Origin of the sequence: Rahnella sp. BIGb0236 (assembly GCF_004364755.1) — a bacterium.
GTDB classification, from domain to species: domain Bacteria; phylum Pseudomonadota; class Gammaproteobacteria; order Enterobacterales; family Enterobacteriaceae; genus Rahnella; species Rahnella victoriana.
On the sequence record NZ_SOAO01000005.1, the window covers coordinates 351124 to 369271 of the forward strand.

Annotated in this window: 14 protein-coding genes; 8 read left to right on the plus strand and 6 right to left on the minus strand. The window is 52.0% G+C overall.

All coding sequences use genetic code 11. The annotated features are described in order from the left end of the window. The first annotated feature begins 10 nt into the window (after positions 1 to 10). Positions 11 to 2668 carry a fimbria/pilus outer membrane usher protein gene (locus EDF78_RS13225; RefSeq protein WP_133823265.1) on the plus strand — a complete coding sequence of 886 codons (2658 nt, stop codon included), beginning with the start codon at positions 11 to 13 and terminating at the stop codon, positions 2666 to 2668. A gap of 16 nt (positions 2669 to 2684) precedes the next feature. After that, positions 2685 to 3644, plus strand: a complete 960-nt coding sequence (locus EDF78_RS13230) for a fimbrial protein (RefSeq protein WP_095924493.1) — start codon at positions 2685 to 2687, stop codon at positions 3642 to 3644. Positions 3645 to 3702: 58 nt separating this feature from the next. On the opposite strand, the gene EDF78_RS13235 is transcribed toward EDF78_RS13230, so the two are convergent. Next, the gene (locus tag EDF78_RS13235) at positions 3703 to 4728 is read right to left on the minus strand and encodes a M48 family metallopeptidase (RefSeq protein ID WP_133823266.1); all 1026 of its coding nucleotides are present in this window, start codon (positions 4726 to 4728) and stop codon (positions 3703 to 3705) included. A gap of 3 nt (positions 4729 to 4731) precedes the next feature. Next, positions 4732 to 5922, minus strand: coding sequence for a DUF898 family protein (locus EDF78_RS13240; RefSeq protein WP_133823267.1), 1191 nt, complete (start codon positions 5920 to 5922; stop codon positions 4732 to 4734). Between the two features lie 259 nt (positions 5923 to 6181). On the opposite strand from EDF78_RS13240, the gene EDF78_RS13245 reads away from it, so the two are divergent. From EDF78_RS13245 to EDF78_RS13260, 4 genes are all read left to right on the plus strand, one after another. Continuing rightward, on the plus strand, positions 6182 to 6685 hold the full coding sequence (locus EDF78_RS13245) for a GNAT family N-acetyltransferase (RefSeq protein ID WP_095924490.1): 504 nt from the start codon (positions 6182 to 6184) through the stop codon (positions 6683 to 6685). Between the two features lie 44 nt (positions 6686 to 6729). Beyond that, entirely contained in the window at positions 6730 to 7470 is a 741-nt protein-coding gene (locus EDF78_RS13250; RefSeq protein ID WP_133823268.1) for a MurR/RpiR family transcriptional regulator, read from the plus strand. Between the two features lie 147 nt (positions 7471 to 7617). After that, on the plus strand, positions 7618 to 9150 hold the full coding sequence (locus EDF78_RS13255; RefSeq protein ID WP_133823269.1) for a PTS transporter subunit EIIC: 1533 nt from the start codon (positions 7618 to 7620) through the stop codon (positions 9148 to 9150). A gap of 56 nt (positions 9151 to 9206) precedes the next feature. After that, on the plus strand, positions 9207 to 10640 hold the full coding sequence (locus EDF78_RS13260; protein WP_119822441.1) for a 6-phospho-beta-glucosidase: 1434 nt from the start codon (positions 9207 to 9209) through the stop codon (positions 10638 to 10640). A 38-nt stretch (positions 10641 to 10678) separates the two neighbouring features. Here EDF78_RS13260 and EDF78_RS13265 read toward each other — a convergent pair whose 3' ends face one another. The 3 genes from EDF78_RS13265 to rraB form a co-directional block, all read right to left on the minus strand. Further along, positions 10679 to 12238 (minus strand): glycoside hydrolase 43 family protein, encoded by a 1560-nt coding sequence (locus EDF78_RS13265; RefSeq protein WP_119822440.1) that lies wholly within the window; start codon positions 12236 to 12238, stop codon positions 10679 to 10681. A 13-nt stretch (positions 12239 to 12251) separates the two neighbouring features. After that, the gene (locus EDF78_RS13270) at positions 12252 to 13682 is read right to left on the minus strand and encodes a glycoside-pentoside-hexuronide (GPH):cation symporter (RefSeq protein WP_095924485.1); all 1431 of its coding nucleotides are present in this window, start codon (positions 13680 to 13682) and stop codon (positions 12252 to 12254) included. Between the two features lie 200 nt (positions 13683 to 13882). After that, the gene (gene rraB, locus EDF78_RS13275) at positions 13883 to 14308 is read right to left on the minus strand and encodes a ribonuclease E inhibitor RraB (protein WP_095924484.1); all 426 of its coding nucleotides are present in this window, start codon (positions 14306 to 14308) and stop codon (positions 13883 to 13885) included. 168 nt (positions 14309 to 14476) lie between these two features. Here rraB and argF point away from each other — a divergent pair, with 168 nt between their 5' ends. Further along, entirely contained in the window at positions 14477 to 15484 is a 1008-nt protein-coding gene (gene argF, locus EDF78_RS13280; RefSeq protein ID WP_095924483.1) for an ornithine carbamoyltransferase, read from the plus strand. 175 nt (positions 15485 to 15659) lie between these two features. Next, complete coding sequence (locus EDF78_RS13285; protein WP_095924482.1) at positions 15660 to 17462, plus strand: sugar phosphorylase; 1803 nt, start codon at positions 15660 to 15662, stop codon at positions 17460 to 17462. Here the strand turns inward: EDF78_RS13285 and EDF78_RS13290 are convergent. Then, positions 17437 to 17913 carry a YhcH/YjgK/YiaL family protein gene (locus EDF78_RS13290; protein ID WP_095924481.1) on the minus strand — a complete coding sequence of 159 codons (477 nt, stop codon included), beginning with the start codon at positions 17911 to 17913 and terminating at the stop codon, positions 17437 to 17439. The two genes, EDF78_RS13285 and EDF78_RS13290, sit on opposite strands and share 26 nt — an antisense overlap. Between the last annotated feature and the right edge of the window lie 235 nt (positions 17914 to 18148).

Here is an 18148-nt window from a genome sequence, read left to right on the forward strand (position 1 = left end):
TCTGTTTATTATGGAAAATAACAATATTAAAAGTCGTCAGGAAAAAGACAGCACCAGAAGAAAAGGTAATAAAAACAGGCGCGGCGCACTGAAAAGTCATTCGGCTGCCCGCTCCTTTTTATTAACACCCTTATCATTTTTCATATTGTTATCTTTGCCCGGCTTAGCTTTTTCGGCTGAAACCTTTAACGCGGAAATGCTTAAAAACGTTGGCGGCGGTGGCGATCTGGAAAACGTCAATCTGGATTATTTCGCCGAAAAAGGCGGCCAGATGCCCGGCACCTATCAGGTCGATATTTACCTGAATAACCAGCAGGTGGACTCACGTAACATCGAGTTCGTCAGCCTGCCGGATGCACCGGGCAAACTCTATGGGGCGATCACCCCTGCGGAGATGGCGGAGTACGGCGTCAAGCTGGACGCCTTCCCGGACTTGAAAGCCGTTGCCCCTGATGCCAGGCTGACGAAGCCGCTGAGTGCGTATGTGCCGCAGGCCACCGAGAACCTGGATTTAAACCGTAAGCGTTATGACATTACCGTGCCGCAAATCGGCGTCAGCATGCGTCCGCGCAACTCGGTTGACCCGAAGCGCTGGGATAACGGCATCGCCGCCTTTATGCTCAATTACAGCTATTCCGGTTCGACCACCCAGCGCGACGGCAGCGGTCAGTCAAAGAGCAATTTCGTGAACCTGCGCAGCGGGGCAAACCTGGGTGCGTGGCGTCTGCGTAACTATTCGACCTACAGCAATCAGCAGAACGAAGGCTCGCACGGCGGCGACGACACTAACACCAGCAAGTTTGAGTCGATTAACACCTACGTGCAGCGTGACGTGCGTTTCCTGCAGGGCGGACAACTGACCCTCGGTGAATACTCCACACCGTCTGACGTGTTTGACAGCGTGCAGTTTACCGGTGCGCAACTGGCCTCTGACGACCAGATGCTGCCGGATTCCATGAGCCAGTTTGCGCCAACGGTGCGCGGTATCGCCAAATCGAACGCGCAGGTCACCATCAGGCAGAACGGCTATGTGATCTACCAGTCCAACGTGTCGCCGGGGCCGTTTGCGATTACCGACCTTTATCCGTCCGGTAACGGCGGTGATATGGAAGTGACGGTGACCGAATCTGACGGCACCACCACCAAATTCACCATTGCCAGCAGCTCGGTGCCAATTTTGCAGCGTGAACATCGCTTCAAATACAACCTGGCATTGGGTAAATACCGCTCAGGTAATGACGATACGCAGACACCGAACTTTATTCAGCTGTCAAATATCTACGGTCTGACGGCGCGCACCACCGTTTACGGCGGTATTCAGTACGCCGAAAACTATCGTGCGGCTAACGTCGGCGTCGGTTTCGACTTAGGTTCCGTCGGTGCGGTGTCCTTTGATGCCACGCAGGCCACCAGCGAATTCGATGATGAGTCGATTGGCACCAAAAAAGGCCAGTCTTACCGGGCGATGTATGCCAAGAACTTTGAAGCGACCGATACCAACCTGCAAATCGCCGGTTACCGCTACTCCACCGAAGGGTATTACGCCTTCCAGGACGTGCAGGATTACCAGCATGAGACGGACAGCGATTTCGACAACTACAACCGCTCGCACAACCAGCGCAGCAAAATGCAGTTGTCCATCAACCAGTCGATGGGTGACTACGGTTCGATTTATGTCAGCGGCAGCCAGCAGGATTACTGGGGCGGCGACGGTAAAGAGAAGCTGTTGCAGCTCGGTTACAACACCAGCATTTACGGCATCAGTTACGGCTTTAACTACAACTACTCGAAAAACCCGGGCATGACCGAGGCAGATCAGGTATTTGCGTTCAACATGTCCGTACCGCTCGACAAGTTCATGGGGCCTTCCGGCACCTGGGCAACCTACAGCATGAGCAGCAAACGCCACGGCTCCACCGTTCAGCAGGCCGGTATCAGCGGCACCTTGCTGGATGATAAAAACCTGAGTTATTCCGCGCAGCAGGGGTATGAAAATCAGGGCAACGGCACGTCCGGTAATGCCAGCATGGATTACAAAGGCGGCTCCGGCGAAGGCAGCCTCGGTTACAGCTATGACCAGGACACCCGCCAGTGGAGCTACGGTATTCAGGGCGGCGTACTGATCCACGAAAACGGCATCACGCTGTCCCAACCGCTGGGCGATACCATCGCGCTGGTGAAAGCGCCGGGAGCCGATGACGTTGATGTCGAAAACAACAGCGGTGTCCATACCGACTGGCGTGGCTATGCCGTGGTGCCGTACGCCCAGCCATACCGTAAAAACAGCGTGACGCTGGAAACGGAAAGCTTTGGTGATGATGTGGATATGGACATGAACAGCCAGACAGTTATTCCAACCCGTGGCGCGGTAGTGCGTGCAGATTTCAAAACCCGCGTCGGTCAGCGTGCCTTAGTGCAGATGCTGTTTATGGGTAAACCGGTGCCGTTCGGTGCCACCGTCAGCCTGCTGGATAACGACAGCACCGTCACCGGCATTGTCAGTGACAACGGCGAAGTCTACCTGACCGGCCTGCCGGAAACCGGCAACATCATGGCGAAATGGGGCAACGGCAGCAACGAGCAATGTAAAGGCGCTTACTCGCTGACAGTCAGTAATAACAGTGACCCGTCTGCGCTGATCAAACAAATTACGGCGCAATGCCACTAAGGCATAAGGAAGTAAAATGAATAATTTCATTGGAAATATAAAAAAATTAGGCACCGCAAATAATAGTCTGCGGTCGCTGCTGGCCGTGCTGCTATTGATCTGTGGCATGCATAATGCCATGGCACTGGGCGTTTGTGATTACCCTGCAACATTCGGAAAATTGACGCTCAACCAGGAAATTGCGGATACAGGAAACCTGCCCGTAGGTGCCGTACTCGGAGGCTATAGTATGAGCCAGCGATATACGCTGGCTAACAGTTGTACTGGTGATTACCGCCAATATACAACTGGCACTTTTCCGGTATATGACAGTACTACCTATAAAAGCGGTGTTACCGGGGTAGGGATCCGGGTGTTAATAAGCAATGAGCTCGTACCCACCAACAATAATATTAAGAATCTTAGCGGAGACGGTTCCACCCCGATTGTTATTCGAAAGGTAGAGGTTAATTTCGTTAAAACAGGAGACATCGTACCCGGCAGTGTAACACCAGGAAAATTAACGCAAGTGTCTTTTGAAGACAGTGCTGGCACAAAAGAAGTATTTTCAGTGGAAATCGGCACTGTAGTTGTGAAGGCGCGTTCGTGTGAAATCACGGGGTCAAGCGCGATCCCTGTACCGATGGGTGTTGCCCAAAAAGAAGATTTTGGCGGTATAAATTCAACCCTTACCCCGGTGAATGTCCAGATCCCACTGCAATGTCATACTGATACCACGGTGAATATCAAATTTGATGCGCTCTCTTCTCTGGGTAATGGAATTATCGATTTAGCCGAAGGTGGGGCAGAAGGTGTCGGTATTCAATTGAAAATGAATGATAAGCCGGTTGAATTCGATACAAAAACATTTGTCACCAAAACGACTAAAGAAGGCACTTTCAATATTCCTTTAACGGCGGCATATATACGAACTGACCAGGTTATCAAAGCCGGAGAAGCAAAAGCGGTCGCGAACTTCACCATAACCTACGAATAATCGTTAGCGTCTGACGGGTTCTTGGCCCTAATCCGTCAGACACATTTACGGACAACATCTACTCCCTCTCAGCCTCCCTGATATGCTCTATTCGCGACGCCATAGCCGGATGCGTACTCAGCCAGTCAGGCAAATATCCCTTTATTTTCTCATCCTGCCCCTCTGCAGATAACCGGCTGTAAATCTCAGCCATCGGTTCCAGCGAACGCCTTTCCCGCTGCATTTCAGCTATTGCCCAGTCATCCGCTTCACGCTCCATCCCGCGCGAAAACTGTAACTCATTCGCCAGTGATGCGGTTTGCAACAGGGTATCGCCGATACCGCTCACGTCCCCCGTCATCCACAACAACGTCAGAGAGACCAGCGAAAACCTCACCAGCATGCGCATCGGGTGGCGGTAAGCGTGATGACCCATTTCGTGCAGCATAACACCCGCCAGGGCATCATCTCCGGGGCTCAGTGCCACCAGTTTATCGCTGAGGATCAGCGTGCCATCCGCCAGCATAAAGGCATTGGCGACGTCCGGAATATTCATTAGCTTCAGTCTGACCGGGGTACGGTCATGGCGTAATGAAGGTGGCGTCACCTGCTGAAAGAGCTGCTGAAGGGCTTTCTGCTTTTCTTCAGGCAACGTCGAATCCTGGAAATCACTGGCTCTCAAAAGTGTCAGTGTGTGATGCCCGAGATTTTGTTCAATCGTCGTCGGTATTCGCTGCGCAATGACATTGCTTACCCACGGCAGCACGCCCCAGATATAAAAGGCCACCAACACGCAGGTCGCTGCCAGTGTGAGAAGCAAGCCGCGTTTATGGCTTTCCATGCGGTATATCCACCCCGGCCTGCGGTGCTGGCGCAACCAGTGCCGGAACGCACTGTCATCAGCAGGCACAAAACGACTTCCGTCGGGAAACGTCAGAAACAGGGGAATGGAGCCCAGCGCGTCAGAAACCTCGATATCGCGCAGAGAAAAAACCTTAATTGCAGGTGGCGCATCAAGAGTCAGACGCTGATCGTCGTCCAAAAAAAGGCGGGCAGCCTCACGTGCTGCCCGTCCCGGAGGCTGATAAAAGCCTTCAATGATCATGCATTACATTCCGACGCCGAGATCAAACGCCTGAGCGACTTCTTCCGCCACGGCGGTATTGGCATTGTCGGTATGCGCCTGAACTTCCAGCAGCGACAAATCACCAGTCACCGCCGTGCAGGCCGCCATATAACGTGCGGAGCGGACATGCGCGACCGGCGTCGCCAGCCCCAGCGAAAACACCACAATCAAGGCATTGGTGAACAGCAGGCCAAGATAAGAGGCGGTTTTCATGGAAGAGCGCAGTCTGACGCGGTCACCGATTTGCGTCTGGTTAAAGACGTAATTACGCACCGCGACCACCTGATAGCTCGCCACGACCAGTGCGCCGACAAACATAATGACGAAGGCCAGGATGAAGCTGAATAAGTTGCTCAGCAGCATCGCACCCGCCATGTCCTCAGACATGCCGCCCATATACGCCATTTGTAAGAGCGTGGTGAAGAATGAACCCATCAGCCACAGGGCGACGATCAGGAAAGGCAGGAATAAAACAATGCCCAGCAGGCTGTATTTAATAAACGCCGCTTTTTTCAGATCAGCGCGGAAAGCGGTATTTCCGAAAAAGAGATTATTCACATACAGGTCGTGAGTCATGGCGCTGATAATACCCTGCACCGCAGCCACGCCCGGTACCAATGCCACCGCCACTAACACCACACTGATCAGGATCGCGCTGATACTGGCCATCTGAACGGCAATTAATACCACGGCCGTGATCGGAATATACAGCGCCAGCATTAACAGAATCGGACACAGATACATTGTCCAGTAAGCACGCCCGACTTTGCAGTGATAGTTAAAACGCACGCCACGGTAACTGGTCATGATCGCGTTATAACGCCAGCTGCGGATCACCACCCACGGCAACAACGCGAGGAAGGCCAGCGCGATGAGCAATGCCAGTTGCGGTAATATTGCAGCCAGAATATAGAAAACGATAATACCGCCCACCACCAGCAAACGCCCTTTCAATATCTGAATGGGTTTGGCGTGATAATCAAACCGGTCGCCATTAATTTCGGTATTTCCCAGGAAATAACGACGACGGCGAACGGTCGCCCATGCCGAATAAATCCCCAGAGTGATGATGGTTAATAATGCATTAACCAGCCATATTGCGAAATATTCTCCGCCCTTGCCATGAAAACGAACCTGATGAAGGTTATCGTTGAATTGATTATTATCTGACATTTTTATCTTTCGTCCTGAAAGGAATGGGAAACCGCCTTTCTTAAAATAAAGAAAGGGGCATAGCACATTGTGTAACGATGAAGATTTAATCATGTACCTGTACTTTCAGGCAATGGATTATTGCGTCTGCCAATGAAAAAAGTTCTCATTTGAGTTAAGTAAAACCGCCGGAGAACGCCTGCGGCGTTGCATCGGCACGCCCTAAAATGGTATTAAAACGGTCTGTTTGATTGCCTGTTATAGAAACTGAGTGAGTAACATGACGACCTCCCTGCCTGTCAGCGTGTTGGTGCGCCCGATCCGCCATGAAGATAATGCTGCCATCGCCAACGTGATCCGCCACGTTTCTGCCGAATTTGGCCTGACCGCCGATAAAGGCTATACCGTGGCTGATCCCAATCTGGATCACCTGTTTGAAACCTACAGTCAGCCGCGCTGTGCTTACTGGGTGGTGGAACTTGATGGTGTGGTCGCGGGCGGCGGCGGTGTTGCGCCGTTATCCGGTGCGGATAACGATCTCTGTGAATTGCAGAAGATGTATTTCATGCCTGCGCTGCGCGGTCAGGGGCTGGCAAAACGTCTGGCATTACAGGCCATTGAACATGCGCGCCAGCAGGGTTTTGGCCGCTGCTATCTGGAAACCACCGCCAGCCTGACTCAGGCCATCGCCCTGTATGAGCGTCTGGGTTTCCACCACATTGACAGCGCACTTGGCAACACCGGCCATGTCGATTGTGAAGTGACGATGTTAAAACATCTCTGACACCGTTTTCGTTCTTTATTAGCTCTTTGCAAACAGGCATCTGAATGTTCACACATAAAGCCATTTCAGCGTTAAACGAACTGGAGCTGACGGTTTACAACTACATCGTCAAAAACGGCGATAAAGTGATGTACATGACCATTCGTGAACTGGCGGATGCGGCGGGCGTCTCAACGACAACCGTTCTGCGCTTTTGCAAGAAAATGGACTGCGACGGTTACTCCGAGTTTCGTATCCGTTTTAAACTGTTTTTAGAACATGAAGAAAAACCGCCGGTGTCTTTTGGGATCAGCGAGATCATCAGTTATTTTAAAAGTATTAATAACAGCGAGTTCGATGAATTATTAGATAACGCGGCCCGCCAGATTTCCGGGGCGCAACGCATTATATTTGTCGGCGTCGGGACATCGGGTTCATTAGGAAAATACAGCGCACGTTTTTTCTCTAACGTCGGTAAATTCAGCACCTTTATTGATGACCCTTATTTTCCGATCAACAGCGACATGTATAAAGACGCCATTGCGATTATTCTTTCTGTTTCCGGTGAAACGGAAGAAGTGCTGCGTTTCGCCACCCAGTTCAGTCAGCACAATTGCAAGATCATCAGCCTGACCAACAGTGAGACCTCAACACTGGCGCGGATGGCAGACCTCAACATCTCCTATCACATGCCGCAAATTGTGCTTGAGGGGGAATACAATATTACCACTCAGATCCCGGTACTTTATATTATTGAGACCATCGGAAAAAAATTACCTTTAATAAAACGTGACACAGCGCAATGAAAAAACAGGGTGTTTTTAAGATGTAACAAATCACCCAACCTGTTTTTTGTTATATCGTGACAATACCCTTTCTTTTGCTACACTCCTGCCAACGAGTAAAAAAACAAAAAAGCTCACCTCTGTATACCCGCAGGAGAATAATAAATAATGGCCATTGATTACGCTCAAACAGCTCAGGATATTGTTAAATATATTGGCGGCGATAATAATGTGATTAGCGTCACACATTGTGCCACCCGATTACGTTTCGTTCTTAAAGATAATAAAGCCGTCGATAAAGAAGAATTAAAACGGGTAAAAGGCGTGATTACCGTGATTGAGGCCGGCGGTCAGATGCAGGTCGTTATCGGCAACCATGTCAGCGATGCCTATAAGCAGGTGCTGAAACTGATTGAGATTGATGAAAACGCCCCGGTCTCCGCGCCCAATGTCGGCATCGTCAGCCGCGTGATGGACGTGATCTCCAGCATCTTTACCCCTTTCCTTTATCAGCTGGCCGCCTGCGGTATCTTGCAGGGGATTATTTCCTTCCTGGCCGCCGTCGGCATTATGGACGCCAACAGCGGCACCTACCGTATTCTCAACTTTGTGTCATGGACGGCGTTTACCTTCCTGCCGGTGATGATTGCGTTTACCGCCGCGAAAAAATTCAACGTCAATCCTTTCACAGCGGTGATTACGGCCTGCGCGCTGATCAGCCCTGATTACATGAATATGCTGACGGCGTTTAAAATCACCTCGATCAATTCCGCCGATCCGGCCATGCAGCAACTGATGCGTGAAGCCGTGAACAATCCTGATATCGCCAATATCCTGCAAAACGTGGTCGGTATTCCGGTGTCCGCGCCGACGCTGGATTTTCTCGGCATTCCGGTGAAATACCTCAGTTACACCGCGTCGGTTATCCCGATCATTCTGATGGTCTGGGCGATGTCGTACATCGAACACTTCTTCAATAAAGTGCTGCCGGTGGTGATCCGTAACCTGTTCACGCCGATGTTCTGTATCGCCATTATGGTGCCGATGACCCTGCTGGTGTTTGGCCCGGTCGGTAACCTGATTGGTGGCGCGATTGGCGGCGTGTACAACTACCTCTATCACCTCAGCCCGACCATTGCCGGTTTCGTGGTCGGTGCGTTCTGGCAGCCACTGGTGACGCTGGGCGTTCACTGGGGCATTACGCCGGTTACCGTTGGCAACTACGCCACACTGGGTTACGACACCTTCACCGGCCTGCAGGCGTCTGCTGTCTTCGCGATGACCGGCAGCATGTTCGGCGTGTACCTGAAAACCCGCAGCCGCGAAATGAAAGGTATCTCATTGTCGGCTGGCGTCACCGGCCTGTTCGGTATCACCGAACCCGCCATTTACGGTGTGGCGCTGCGCCTGAAAAAACCTTTCCTGTGCAGCTGTGTCGCGGGCGGTATCGGCGGTGCAATTGCCGGTTCCTTTAATGCCGTTTCCTGGAGTTACTGCCTGCCGGGTATCGCCGTGCTGCCGGTGTTCTTCAAAGAAGGCCACATGCCGCAGTTCCTCGGTTTCCTGCTGTCGATTACCGTAGCCTTTGTGCTCGGCGCGCTGTTCACCTGGCTGGTCGGATTTAAAGATGAACCCGACGTTGCCGCGACCAAAAAAGTGCAGGCAGAAACCCGACGCGCCACACAGGCCGAAATGAATTAAGTCTTAAATTACAGTGTATCGGGCGGGAGTTTCCGCCCGCATCAAGGGAGAACGGAATGAGTCATCAGTTACCAAAAGATTTCTTATGGGGCGGCGCGGTTGCGGCGCATCAGGTTGAAGGCGGCTGGAACCAGGGCGGCAAAGGCATCAGCATTTGTGACGTCCTTTCCGGCGGCGCGCACGGCGTGGATCGCGTGATGACCGACGGCGTGCTGGACGGTTACAGCTATCCGAACCACGAAGCTGTCGATTTCTACTCGCACTACAAAGAAGACATCGCGTTATTCGCTGAGATGGGCTTCAAATGCTTCCGCACCTCGATTGCCTGGACGCGTATCTTCCCGAACGGTGACGAATTACAGCCAAATGAAGCCGGTCTGCAATTCTATGACGACATGTTTGATGAGCTGCTCAAACACAATATCGAGCCGGTGATCACCCTTTCCCACTTTGAAATGCCGTGGCATCTGGTGAAGGAGTACGGCGGCTGGAAAAACCGTCAGGTGGTGGATTTCTTTGTGCGTTTCAGTCAGGTGGTGATGGAGCGTTATAAAGGCAAAGTGAAATACTGGATGACCTTTAACGAGATCAATAACCAGCGTAACTGGAAATACCCGCTGTTCGGTTATTGCTGTTCCGGCGTGGTGTTCACCGAGCATGAAAATCCGGAAGAAACCATGTATCAGGTGCTGCATCACCAGTTCGTGGCCAGCGCCAAAGTGGTGAAACTCGGCCATGACATCAACCCTGATTTCCAGATTGGCTGCATGATCGCCATGGTGCCGCTGTATCCGTTCTCCTGCCATCCGGACGACGTGATGTATTCCGTGGAGGCGATGCACGAACGTTTCCTGTTCAGCGACGTGCATATGCGCGGTTATTACCCGGCCTATGCCCTGAAAGAGTGGGAACGCCGTGGCTTCAACATCAAAATGGAAGACGGCGATTTGCAGGCGCTGCGTGACGGCTGCGCGGATTACATCGGCCTGAGCTATTACATGAGCAACGCCATTTCCGCGCACAATCCGAGTGATGATAACGGCTTGTCCGGCTTTGCGGGCAGCGTGCCGAACCCGCACGTAAAAGCCTCCGACTGGGGCTGGCAGATTGATCCGGTCGGTCTGCGCTACACCCTGAATATCCTGTACGAGCGTTACCAGAAGCCGCTGTTTATTGTGGAAAATGGCTTCGGTGCGATTGATAAAGCGGGCGACGATGGCGTTATTCATGACGATTACCGCATCGCCTATCTGAAAGCGCACATTGAGCAGATGAAAAAAGCCGTGCTGGAAGACGGTGTGGATCTGATGGGTTATACGCCGTGGGGCTGCATCGACTGCGTGTCGTTTACCACCGGACAATACAGCAAACGTTATGGCTTCATTCACGTCGATAAAAACGATGATGGCAGCGGCACAATGGCACGCTCGAAAAAAGAGAGTTTCGGCTGGTATCAGAAAGTGATTGAGAGTAACGGGGACGTACTTTAAGAAGATGATAGCCAGCTCTCGCGAGCTGGCTTTATGGATTATCGGGCGCTCATCTGGAAATATGAAAACTCGCCGTATCCCGTATCAGAATTCACTTCTGACGCCGCCGAGTAAATGCCGGTTTTCGCCCCCACCCACTTCCCTGCAGAAATGGCTAATGGAGGTGCAACCGCTTTCCAGTCTTCGGTTTCGGCCTGTCTGAAAAAGAAATGGCAGATGCCACGTTGCAATACCTCTGCCCTGATGAACACCGCCTCATGGCGAATGAGTGCCGCCAGCACGGTTCTTTCCTGGCTCAGAACGCCTTTATCACTCATCCACCCGAAGTCAAACACCAGCACCCACTTGCCTTCCTGCTGGCACACCGAAACCGCGCCGTATCTTTCGCCATACATTATCAAACCACTTTGCTCACCGTCGTGGTTAAAATGCGGATCCAAACGTGTGGTCACCGTGAATTCTGGTGCCGGGAATTTCTGCAAAAGCAGTTGTGGCGTGTCATATAAAGACCGTGCGCCAAATGGACGGCAGGCCACTTTAAGGCCCGCCGGCGACGGGATAATCCAGTCACGTTGCGGGTTAGCCTGCCACTGCCATTGCAGACCGAAGCGCCCCTCTGCAAAACTGTCCGACGTTTGCGGATCGCATCGCAATCCGTGCGGATAGACGGCGGGTTTAACATACATGGATACCGGCTGCCCCAGTCCTTCAGCATTCATTTCTTCGCCGATTTCCGGCCAGTCGTCGTGGTTCCAGCGCAGGGGCTGCAAATGCACTATCCGGCCATTGTGGGCGGCATCCTGAAAATGAACAAACCAACATTCGCCATTTTTCAGTTCCACCCAGCCACCCTGGTGGGGACCGTTCACTTTCGAGGTGCCCTGATGCAAAACATCGCGAACCTCAAACGGGCCGCTCATCTGGCGGGAGCGTAATACGGTCTGCCAGCCACTTTCGACGCCTCCGGCAGGCGCAAAAATATAATACCAACCATTACGCCGGTAGACTTTTGGCCCCTCAATGGTCGGATGGGAAACTGCGCCATCAAAAATGATTTGGCCCTGGTCGAGCAATGATGTTGCGTCAGGAGCCATTTCGCAAAGCTGTAACTGATGTTTGATCCCGGAACGGCTATAGGCAAATGCATGAACCAGCCATGCGCGCCCGTCTTCATCCCAGAACGGACAAGGGTCGATCCAGCCCTTCACCGCTTTAATACAATGCGGCTCGCTCCAGTCTTTAGCCGGATCTTCGGCGTAAGACATAAAAATGCCTTCATCGGGCATGCTGTAAAACACCCAGAACAAGCCCTTGTGATAACGAATACTCGGCGCCCAGATCCCTTTTCCGGGCTGCACACTGTCATAGGCCGGATAGTTAATCCGCTGCACAACATGGTTAATAATCTTCCAGTTCACCAGATCGGTTGAATGAAGCACGGGCAGACCCGGAATATGATTAAAACTCGAGGCCACCATGTAAATATCGTCGCCCACACAGACAATATCCGGGTCTGAATAATCTGCATGCAAAACAGGATTCTGATAATGCCCGTCACCCAAATCGGCATGCCAGCCAGAGTGGTTAGTCATCTCCATATCGAACTCCCCCTTATTTAACAACCATCACCGGATCCAGATTACCGGCTTCATTTTCCTGCTCGCGGACAATATCCCCACTGCGTTTCGCCAGATCGGTCTGAATATTCTTCATCGTGGCATCATCGAGTTTGTAGAAACGAGCCAGGAAATAGAGGATCAGATACGACACTGAAGGCCCAACGGTCAGAAGGCCAATAATGCCGGTGGTTGCCAGCGCTGTCTGTGTTTCTGCACCCGCATGATAGCCAAACCAGCCCAGTGAAAAGCCAACAAATGCCCCCGCAAAAGCCATACCCAGTTTTAAGGCGAACAGATTGCCGGAAAAAGACAGCCCGGTGATCCGCCGGCCTGTTTTCCACTCACCATAATCCGCCGCATTAGCCATCATGTTCCATTTAAACGGCTGGTACATCTGGTGTAAAAAACCAATGATGAAATACAGTGGAAAAATAACCGGCAGGTATTTCGGCGGGACAAAAAACATCACCACGCCCGCAAGGACCAACAGCAGATTGATATTCTTAAACATCGTCAGCGTGCTAAACCGTTTGGCAAAGTACCCCGCCGCTATCGCCCCAAATATCGTGCCGACTACGCTGGTAGTGATAAACGTACTTTTCATCGCCGTGCCACTGACCAGACTCTGTCCTTTATCCAGCATCAGATACGTCGCGTAATACAATGTCGCGGAACTGCGCATCACCCCGGCCATGCTGGAGAAAAAGGTAATGATGGCGACAATACGCCACTGATCGTTCGACAGCAGATTTTTCAAGTCACTGAACACCGATACCTGACGGGTATCCTCCGCCGTGATCCGTTCTTTGGTGAAACAAAAACAGAACACCAGCATACAAACAGCAATCGCACCCATTACTGCCATCGTCGCCTGATATCCGGCCTGCAGATTTTCTTTACCGAAATAATCCACCAGCCACAAAGTGCCGACAGAAACCAGTAAACCTGCCAGGGAAGAAATAGTGAACCGATAGGATTGCGCAGACAGCCGGTCTTTATCATCCGTGGTAATTACACCGCCCAGCGCGCAGTACGGAATATTGATAAAGGTGTAACACAGCATCAGCAATGAATAAGTAATGTAGGCGTAAAGCAGTTTTCCGGAATGGCCGAAATCAGGCGTGGTGAAGGTCATCACTGCCAGCACGGCATAAGGAATAGCAAACCAAATCAGCCACGGACGAAAATGCCCCCAGCGGGTTTTCACGCGGTCCGCGATAATGCCAGTTAGCGGATCGCTGACGGCATCCAGAATGCGCGTAACCAGAAACATTACCCCGACAGCAGCGGCGGAAAGCCCGTAGATATCGGTATAAAAGTACGTCAGAAACATCGTCACTGAGGAATAAACAATCCCGCAAGCTGCGTCACCCATACCAAAACCGAGTTTTTCTATAACAGACAATTTCTTTACGGCTGCCATAATCTGACTCCACGTCATGAGGTAGAATATCTTTCAGAATTGGTATGTTAACTTTTGGCAGGTGTATTGAATTTAACCATATTTTGCTTATGGTTTATGAAATTTACCAAACGAGAGGCGTCTCACAAAGGAGGGGGGGGCAACAGAAATAAAAAAGGCTGCTTTATTCAGCAGCCCTTTTGTTTCAGATTCAGAAAAAATTAATGACGTTTTCCGTCATCATCTTCATCAACGACATCTTCGTCTTCGCCGTCTTCACCTTCTTCGTCGTCATCGCCTTCGAAGTAAGTGCCCCAGCCGTCGTAGCTGACGCCGTTGGCTTCGGCCAGATTCATCAGTTGCTCAACCTGAGTGTCGATCAGTTCCGCTTTCAGCGCGATTTCGCTGATCACGTCACAGCACATCACGACAGACCCGTCTTCCACTTCCAGCTCTTCAGCGTCAGTGACTTCATAACCCAGTTTGAAAGCTTCGACCGCCGCTTTCTCCAGCACTTCAAACTTCTCTGAAGATAAATGGTGTTCGATGGTGTAAAGCGCGTCAGGATCACTGCCATCATCCAGCAGTTCTTCGATGATTAAGCGAGTCTCTTCACGTTGTTCTTCAAGCAATTCACGGTTTGCCATATCTCTGTCCTCAATCAATGTGACGTTTGTACGCTATTTTCACACACCGCAGGGCGCGTCTCCACTATTAAAGAGAAAGTTTTCTCGCCGGGGTTGTATTTGCATATTCATCCAGTTAAATTGAATTTAAATTCAATCCGAAATGCTTACGCGCTATGGAGCGACATCATGAGTTTGTTGAGTAAACGTCATTTTCTCAGATTACTGGATTTTACCCCGTCAGAGATTTCGTCCCTGCTGAAACTCTCCGCAGAGCTGAAAGCCGCCAAGAAAAACGGCAGCGAAAAAGCCAGCCTGCAAGGCAAAAACATCGCGCTCATCTTCGAAAAAGACTCAACCCGCACCCGATGCTCTTTCGAAGTTGCCGCATACGATCAGGGGGCGAAAGTCACCTATCTCGGCCCAAGTGGCAGCCAGATCGGCCATAAAGAATCCATGAAAGACACCGCCCGCGTCCTTGGCCGGATGTACGACGGTATTCAGTATCGTGGTTATGGTCAGGAAAAAGTGGAAATTCTGGCGCAATACGCCGGCGTGCCGGTGTGGAACGGCTTAACCGATGAATTCCACCCGACCCAGTTGCTGGCTGACCTGCTGACCATGCAGGAGCATCTGCCGGGCAAACCGCTGAAAGGTATGCGTCTGGCCTATCTGGGCGACACCCGTAACAATATGGGCAATTCCCTGCTGGAAGCCGCCGCGTTGTGCGGGCTGGATTTACGTCTGGTCGCGCCCTCCGCCTGCTGGCCGGAAGCCGAACTGGTCGCCACCTGCGAACAACTGGCCAAAGAAAACGGCGGCAGCATCACCCTGACGGAAGATATCGCGACCGGCGTGAAGGATGCCGATTTCCTGTATACCGACGTCTGGGTGTCCATGGGCGAGCCGAAAGAAGCCTGGAAAGAACGCATCGCTCTGCTGCGTCCTTATCAGGTCAACCGCGCGATGCTGGCGCTGACCGGCAATCCGCAGGTGAAATTCCTGCATTGTCTGCCTGCGTTTCATGACGACCAGACCACCCTCGGCAAGCAGATGGCGGAAGAATACGGTCTGCACGGCGGCATGGAAGTCACCGATGACGTGTTTGAATCCAGCCACAGCGTGGTGTTCGATCAGGCAGAAAACCGTCTGCACACCATCAAAGCGGTGATGGTCGCCACCCTCGGCAACCTCTGATTTTTCTCCGGCGTGCAGAAAGGATCCGCTTCCTGCACGTTTCCGTTTTTACATCGTTTTGCACTTTATCCCGCCTGTTCCCGTCAGAAGACCTCATTTTCAGCTACCCTTTTCAGAGCGCTTTGGTTTTAACGTATCCAACAAAAAAACAGAAACGCAGTAAGAAGGAACCGATATGAGCTCAGTTAATCTTGAGTATGTCCTGCGGCTGGAAAGCCTGTTGAGCAGGATATACCCCAGGGAACACATCGCCGACCTGCTGAAAAAAATCCTGCATCTCGCCGACAAATGGAATTACGGCAAACACCGCACCACCCGCTGGGTGGATGGCACCAACATTTACCTGATTACCTACGGCGATAACATCCGCCACGGCGATCAGCCGCCGCTGGCGACGCTCAATCACTTCGCCAACACTTATCTGCGCGACATTATCAGTGACATCCATATTCTGCCGATGTACCCCTACAGTTCGGATGACGGTTTCAGCGTCATCGACTACCGGAAAATCGACGAACATCTCGGCGGATGGTCCGACATTCATCACCTTTCGGACAATTTCAACCTGATGTTTGACTGCGTGATCAACCACATATCCCGCTCAAGCGCGTGGATGAAAGGCTATCTGCACGACGATCCGTATTACAAAGATTATTTTATCGCCGCGAATCCCGAGCTGGATTACAGCCGTGTCGTGCGCCCGCGCGCCTCGCCGCTGCTCTCGCCTTTTATCAAAACCGACGGCACCGAACTCTATCTGTGGACGACCTTCAGTGAAGATCAGGTGGATATCAATTTCAAAAATCCGCAGGTGCTGCTGGAAAGTATCGATGTGCTGTTGCAGTACGCCGCCAGCGGCGGGCAGTCGATCCGCCTCGATGCGATTGGGTATATCTGGAAGGAAGCCGGGACGCGCTGTATCCACATGCCGCAGGCGCATAACATCATCAAAGTCTGGCGGACGATCCTTGATGAAGTGATCCCCGGCACGCGGATCATCACCGAAACCAACGTGCCGCATCACGAAAACATCAGCTATTTCGGTGAAGGCGATGAAGCGCACATGGTGTATCAGTTCCCGCTGCCGCCGCTGACCTTGCACGCCTTTTTGCGTCAGGACACCACCACGCTCACGCAATGGGCGCAGAGTCTGAACGCGGAAGCCCGCTATCCTGACACCACTTATTTCAACTTCCTTGCCAGCCACGACGGCATCGGTTTACGCCCGACAGAAACCTTCCTCAGCGATGACGAGCGCAAATTCATGGCGCAGGAAACGCTGCGTAAGGAAGGCCGCGTCTCCTACAAAGACAACGGCGACGGCACGCATTCGCCGTATGAACTGAACATCAATTACCTCAGCGCGCTGACCGAACCGGAAGACGATACCGAACTGAAAGTCCGTAAGTTTCTGGCGGCGCAGGCGCTGTTGCTGTCGTTTATCGGCGTACCGGCGATTTACATCCACAGCCTGCTGGGCAGCGAGAACGATCTTGAAGGGATGCATCAGTCGGGGATCAACCGCCGTATTAACCGTAAAAAGCTGGATCTGCCGACTATCGAGGCCGAACTGGAAAAACAAGACGGTTTGCGTGCGCGCGTGTTTTACGGTTTACAGGCCCTGATCAGACACCGCCGTGAGCATCCGGCTTTTTCACCGCAGGCCGGTCAGCGCGTGTTCGATCTGGGTAAATCGCTGTTTGCCATGGAACGTTATGATCCGATAACCGAAGATCGGATCAGCTGCATTTTCAATATCAGCGATCATTCTCAGATGCTGAAACTGGCGGTGGAAGGGAAAGATCTGATTGGCGGAGAAGTGTTTAACGGCCAGATGCGACTCCAGCCGTGGCAGGTGGTGTGGATCAAACATAAACTCAAAGCGCCGGAACGTCTCGGCAGGCTGCGTCGCTGGCGGATGAAGCTGATCAAGCGGACAAAACGCTACACAATCAGCGTGAAGCGCTCAATGCGCTGACGTTCATTTTCACTACCGCTTTACGCACGTTCGCCGGTTCGCCGACGGCGCACAGCGGCTTATGCACTTCGCCCGGATAAAACACCACGAAATCGCCGGTCTGCATGATCATGGTTTTTTCCTGCTCACCGGCAGCCAGAAACGCGATGTCTTTATCTTCCAGCCAGTCGGTATCGATATAACCGGCCGGTAAGTTGCTGAATGTCATGCCTTCGGTGCCGTTGAGGATAATCTGGATATCCAGATTACGCGCATGGAACTCAGCGCGGCGCTCAGCCATCGGGGCCGTCATGTCATTGGAAATCAGCACAAACGCGTCGTCGCCACGGATATCGTGTTTGCCCAGCGGCGTGTCCGCAGTGATATGTTGCTTAACGTATTCAATGGCCTCGCGCAGTTCTGCAGGCAGATAAGGGACGAGATGCAGTTGATGGATATTGCCGGTTATCATGGTTTTCCCTTCGCTAATGTGAAAATGAAATACTGTTTCAATGTCTGCCCATAATAATGCACCCGAAGGCGACACCCTTTGATCCAGTTAACAGTTTTTATCTTCGTTTTCCGTCATACCAATCGTTTGCCTTCAGGCCGTTTTTCCGCTTGATGTCGTCGATGACCCGCGTATAATGCGCCACAATTTGCCGGGAGAACCCATGAACAATCGCCACGTTTTGTGCTCAGATGAT

What these genes read in the sequence shown, in the direction of transcription:
- EDF78_RS13240 (WP_133823267.1), bottom strand. Translation starts at nt 5,922, where the DNA reads ATGTCAGATAATAATCAATTCAACGATAACCTTCATCAGGTTCGTTTT.
- EDF78_RS13285 (WP_095924482.1), top strand. Translation starts at nt 15,660, where the DNA reads ATGAGCTCAGTTAATCTTGAGTATGTCCTGCGGCTGGAAAGCCTGTTG.
- EDF78_RS13245 (WP_095924490.1), top strand. Translation starts at nt 6,182, where the DNA reads ATGACGACCTCCCTGCCTGTCAGCGTGTTGGTGCGCCCGATCCGCCAT.
- EDF78_RS13250 (WP_133823268.1), top strand. Translation starts at nt 6,730, where the DNA reads ATGTTCACACATAAAGCCATTTCAGCGTTAAACGAACTGGAGCTGACG.
- EDF78_RS13235 (WP_133823266.1), bottom strand. Translation starts at nt 4,728, where the DNA reads ATGATCATTGAAGGCTTTTATCAGCCTCCGGGACGGGCAGCACGTGAG.
- argF (WP_095924483.1), top strand. Translation starts at nt 14,477, where the DNA reads ATGAGTTTGTTGAGTAAACGTCATTTTCTCAGATTACTGGATTTTACC.
- EDF78_RS13290 (WP_095924481.1), bottom strand. Translation starts at nt 17,913, where the DNA reads ATGATAACCGGCAATATCCATCAACTGCATCTCGTCCCTTATCTGCCT.
- EDF78_RS13260 (WP_119822441.1), top strand. Translation starts at nt 9,207, where the DNA reads ATGAGTCATCAGTTACCAAAAGATTTCTTATGGGGCGGCGCGGTTGCG.
- EDF78_RS13255 (WP_133823269.1), top strand. Translation starts at nt 7,618, where the DNA reads ATGGCCATTGATTACGCTCAAACAGCTCAGGATATTGTTAAATATATT.
- EDF78_RS13225 (WP_133823265.1), top strand. Translation starts at nt 11, where the DNA reads ATGGAAAATAACAATATTAAAAGTCGTCAGGAAAAAGACAGCACCAGA.
- EDF78_RS13270 (WP_095924485.1), bottom strand. Translation starts at nt 13,682, where the DNA reads ATGGCAGCCGTAAAGAAATTGTCTGTTATAGAAAAACTCGGTTTTGGT.
- rraB (WP_095924484.1), bottom strand. Translation starts at nt 14,308, where the DNA reads ATGGCAAACCGTGAATTGCTTGAAGAACAACGTGAAGAGACTCGCTTA.
- EDF78_RS13265 (WP_119822440.1), bottom strand. Translation starts at nt 12,238, where the DNA reads ATGGAGATGACTAACCACTCTGGCTGGCATGCCGATTTGGGTGACGGG.
- EDF78_RS13230 (WP_095924493.1), top strand. Translation starts at nt 2,685, where the DNA reads ATGAATAATTTCATTGGAAATATAAAAAAATTAGGCACCGCAAATAAT.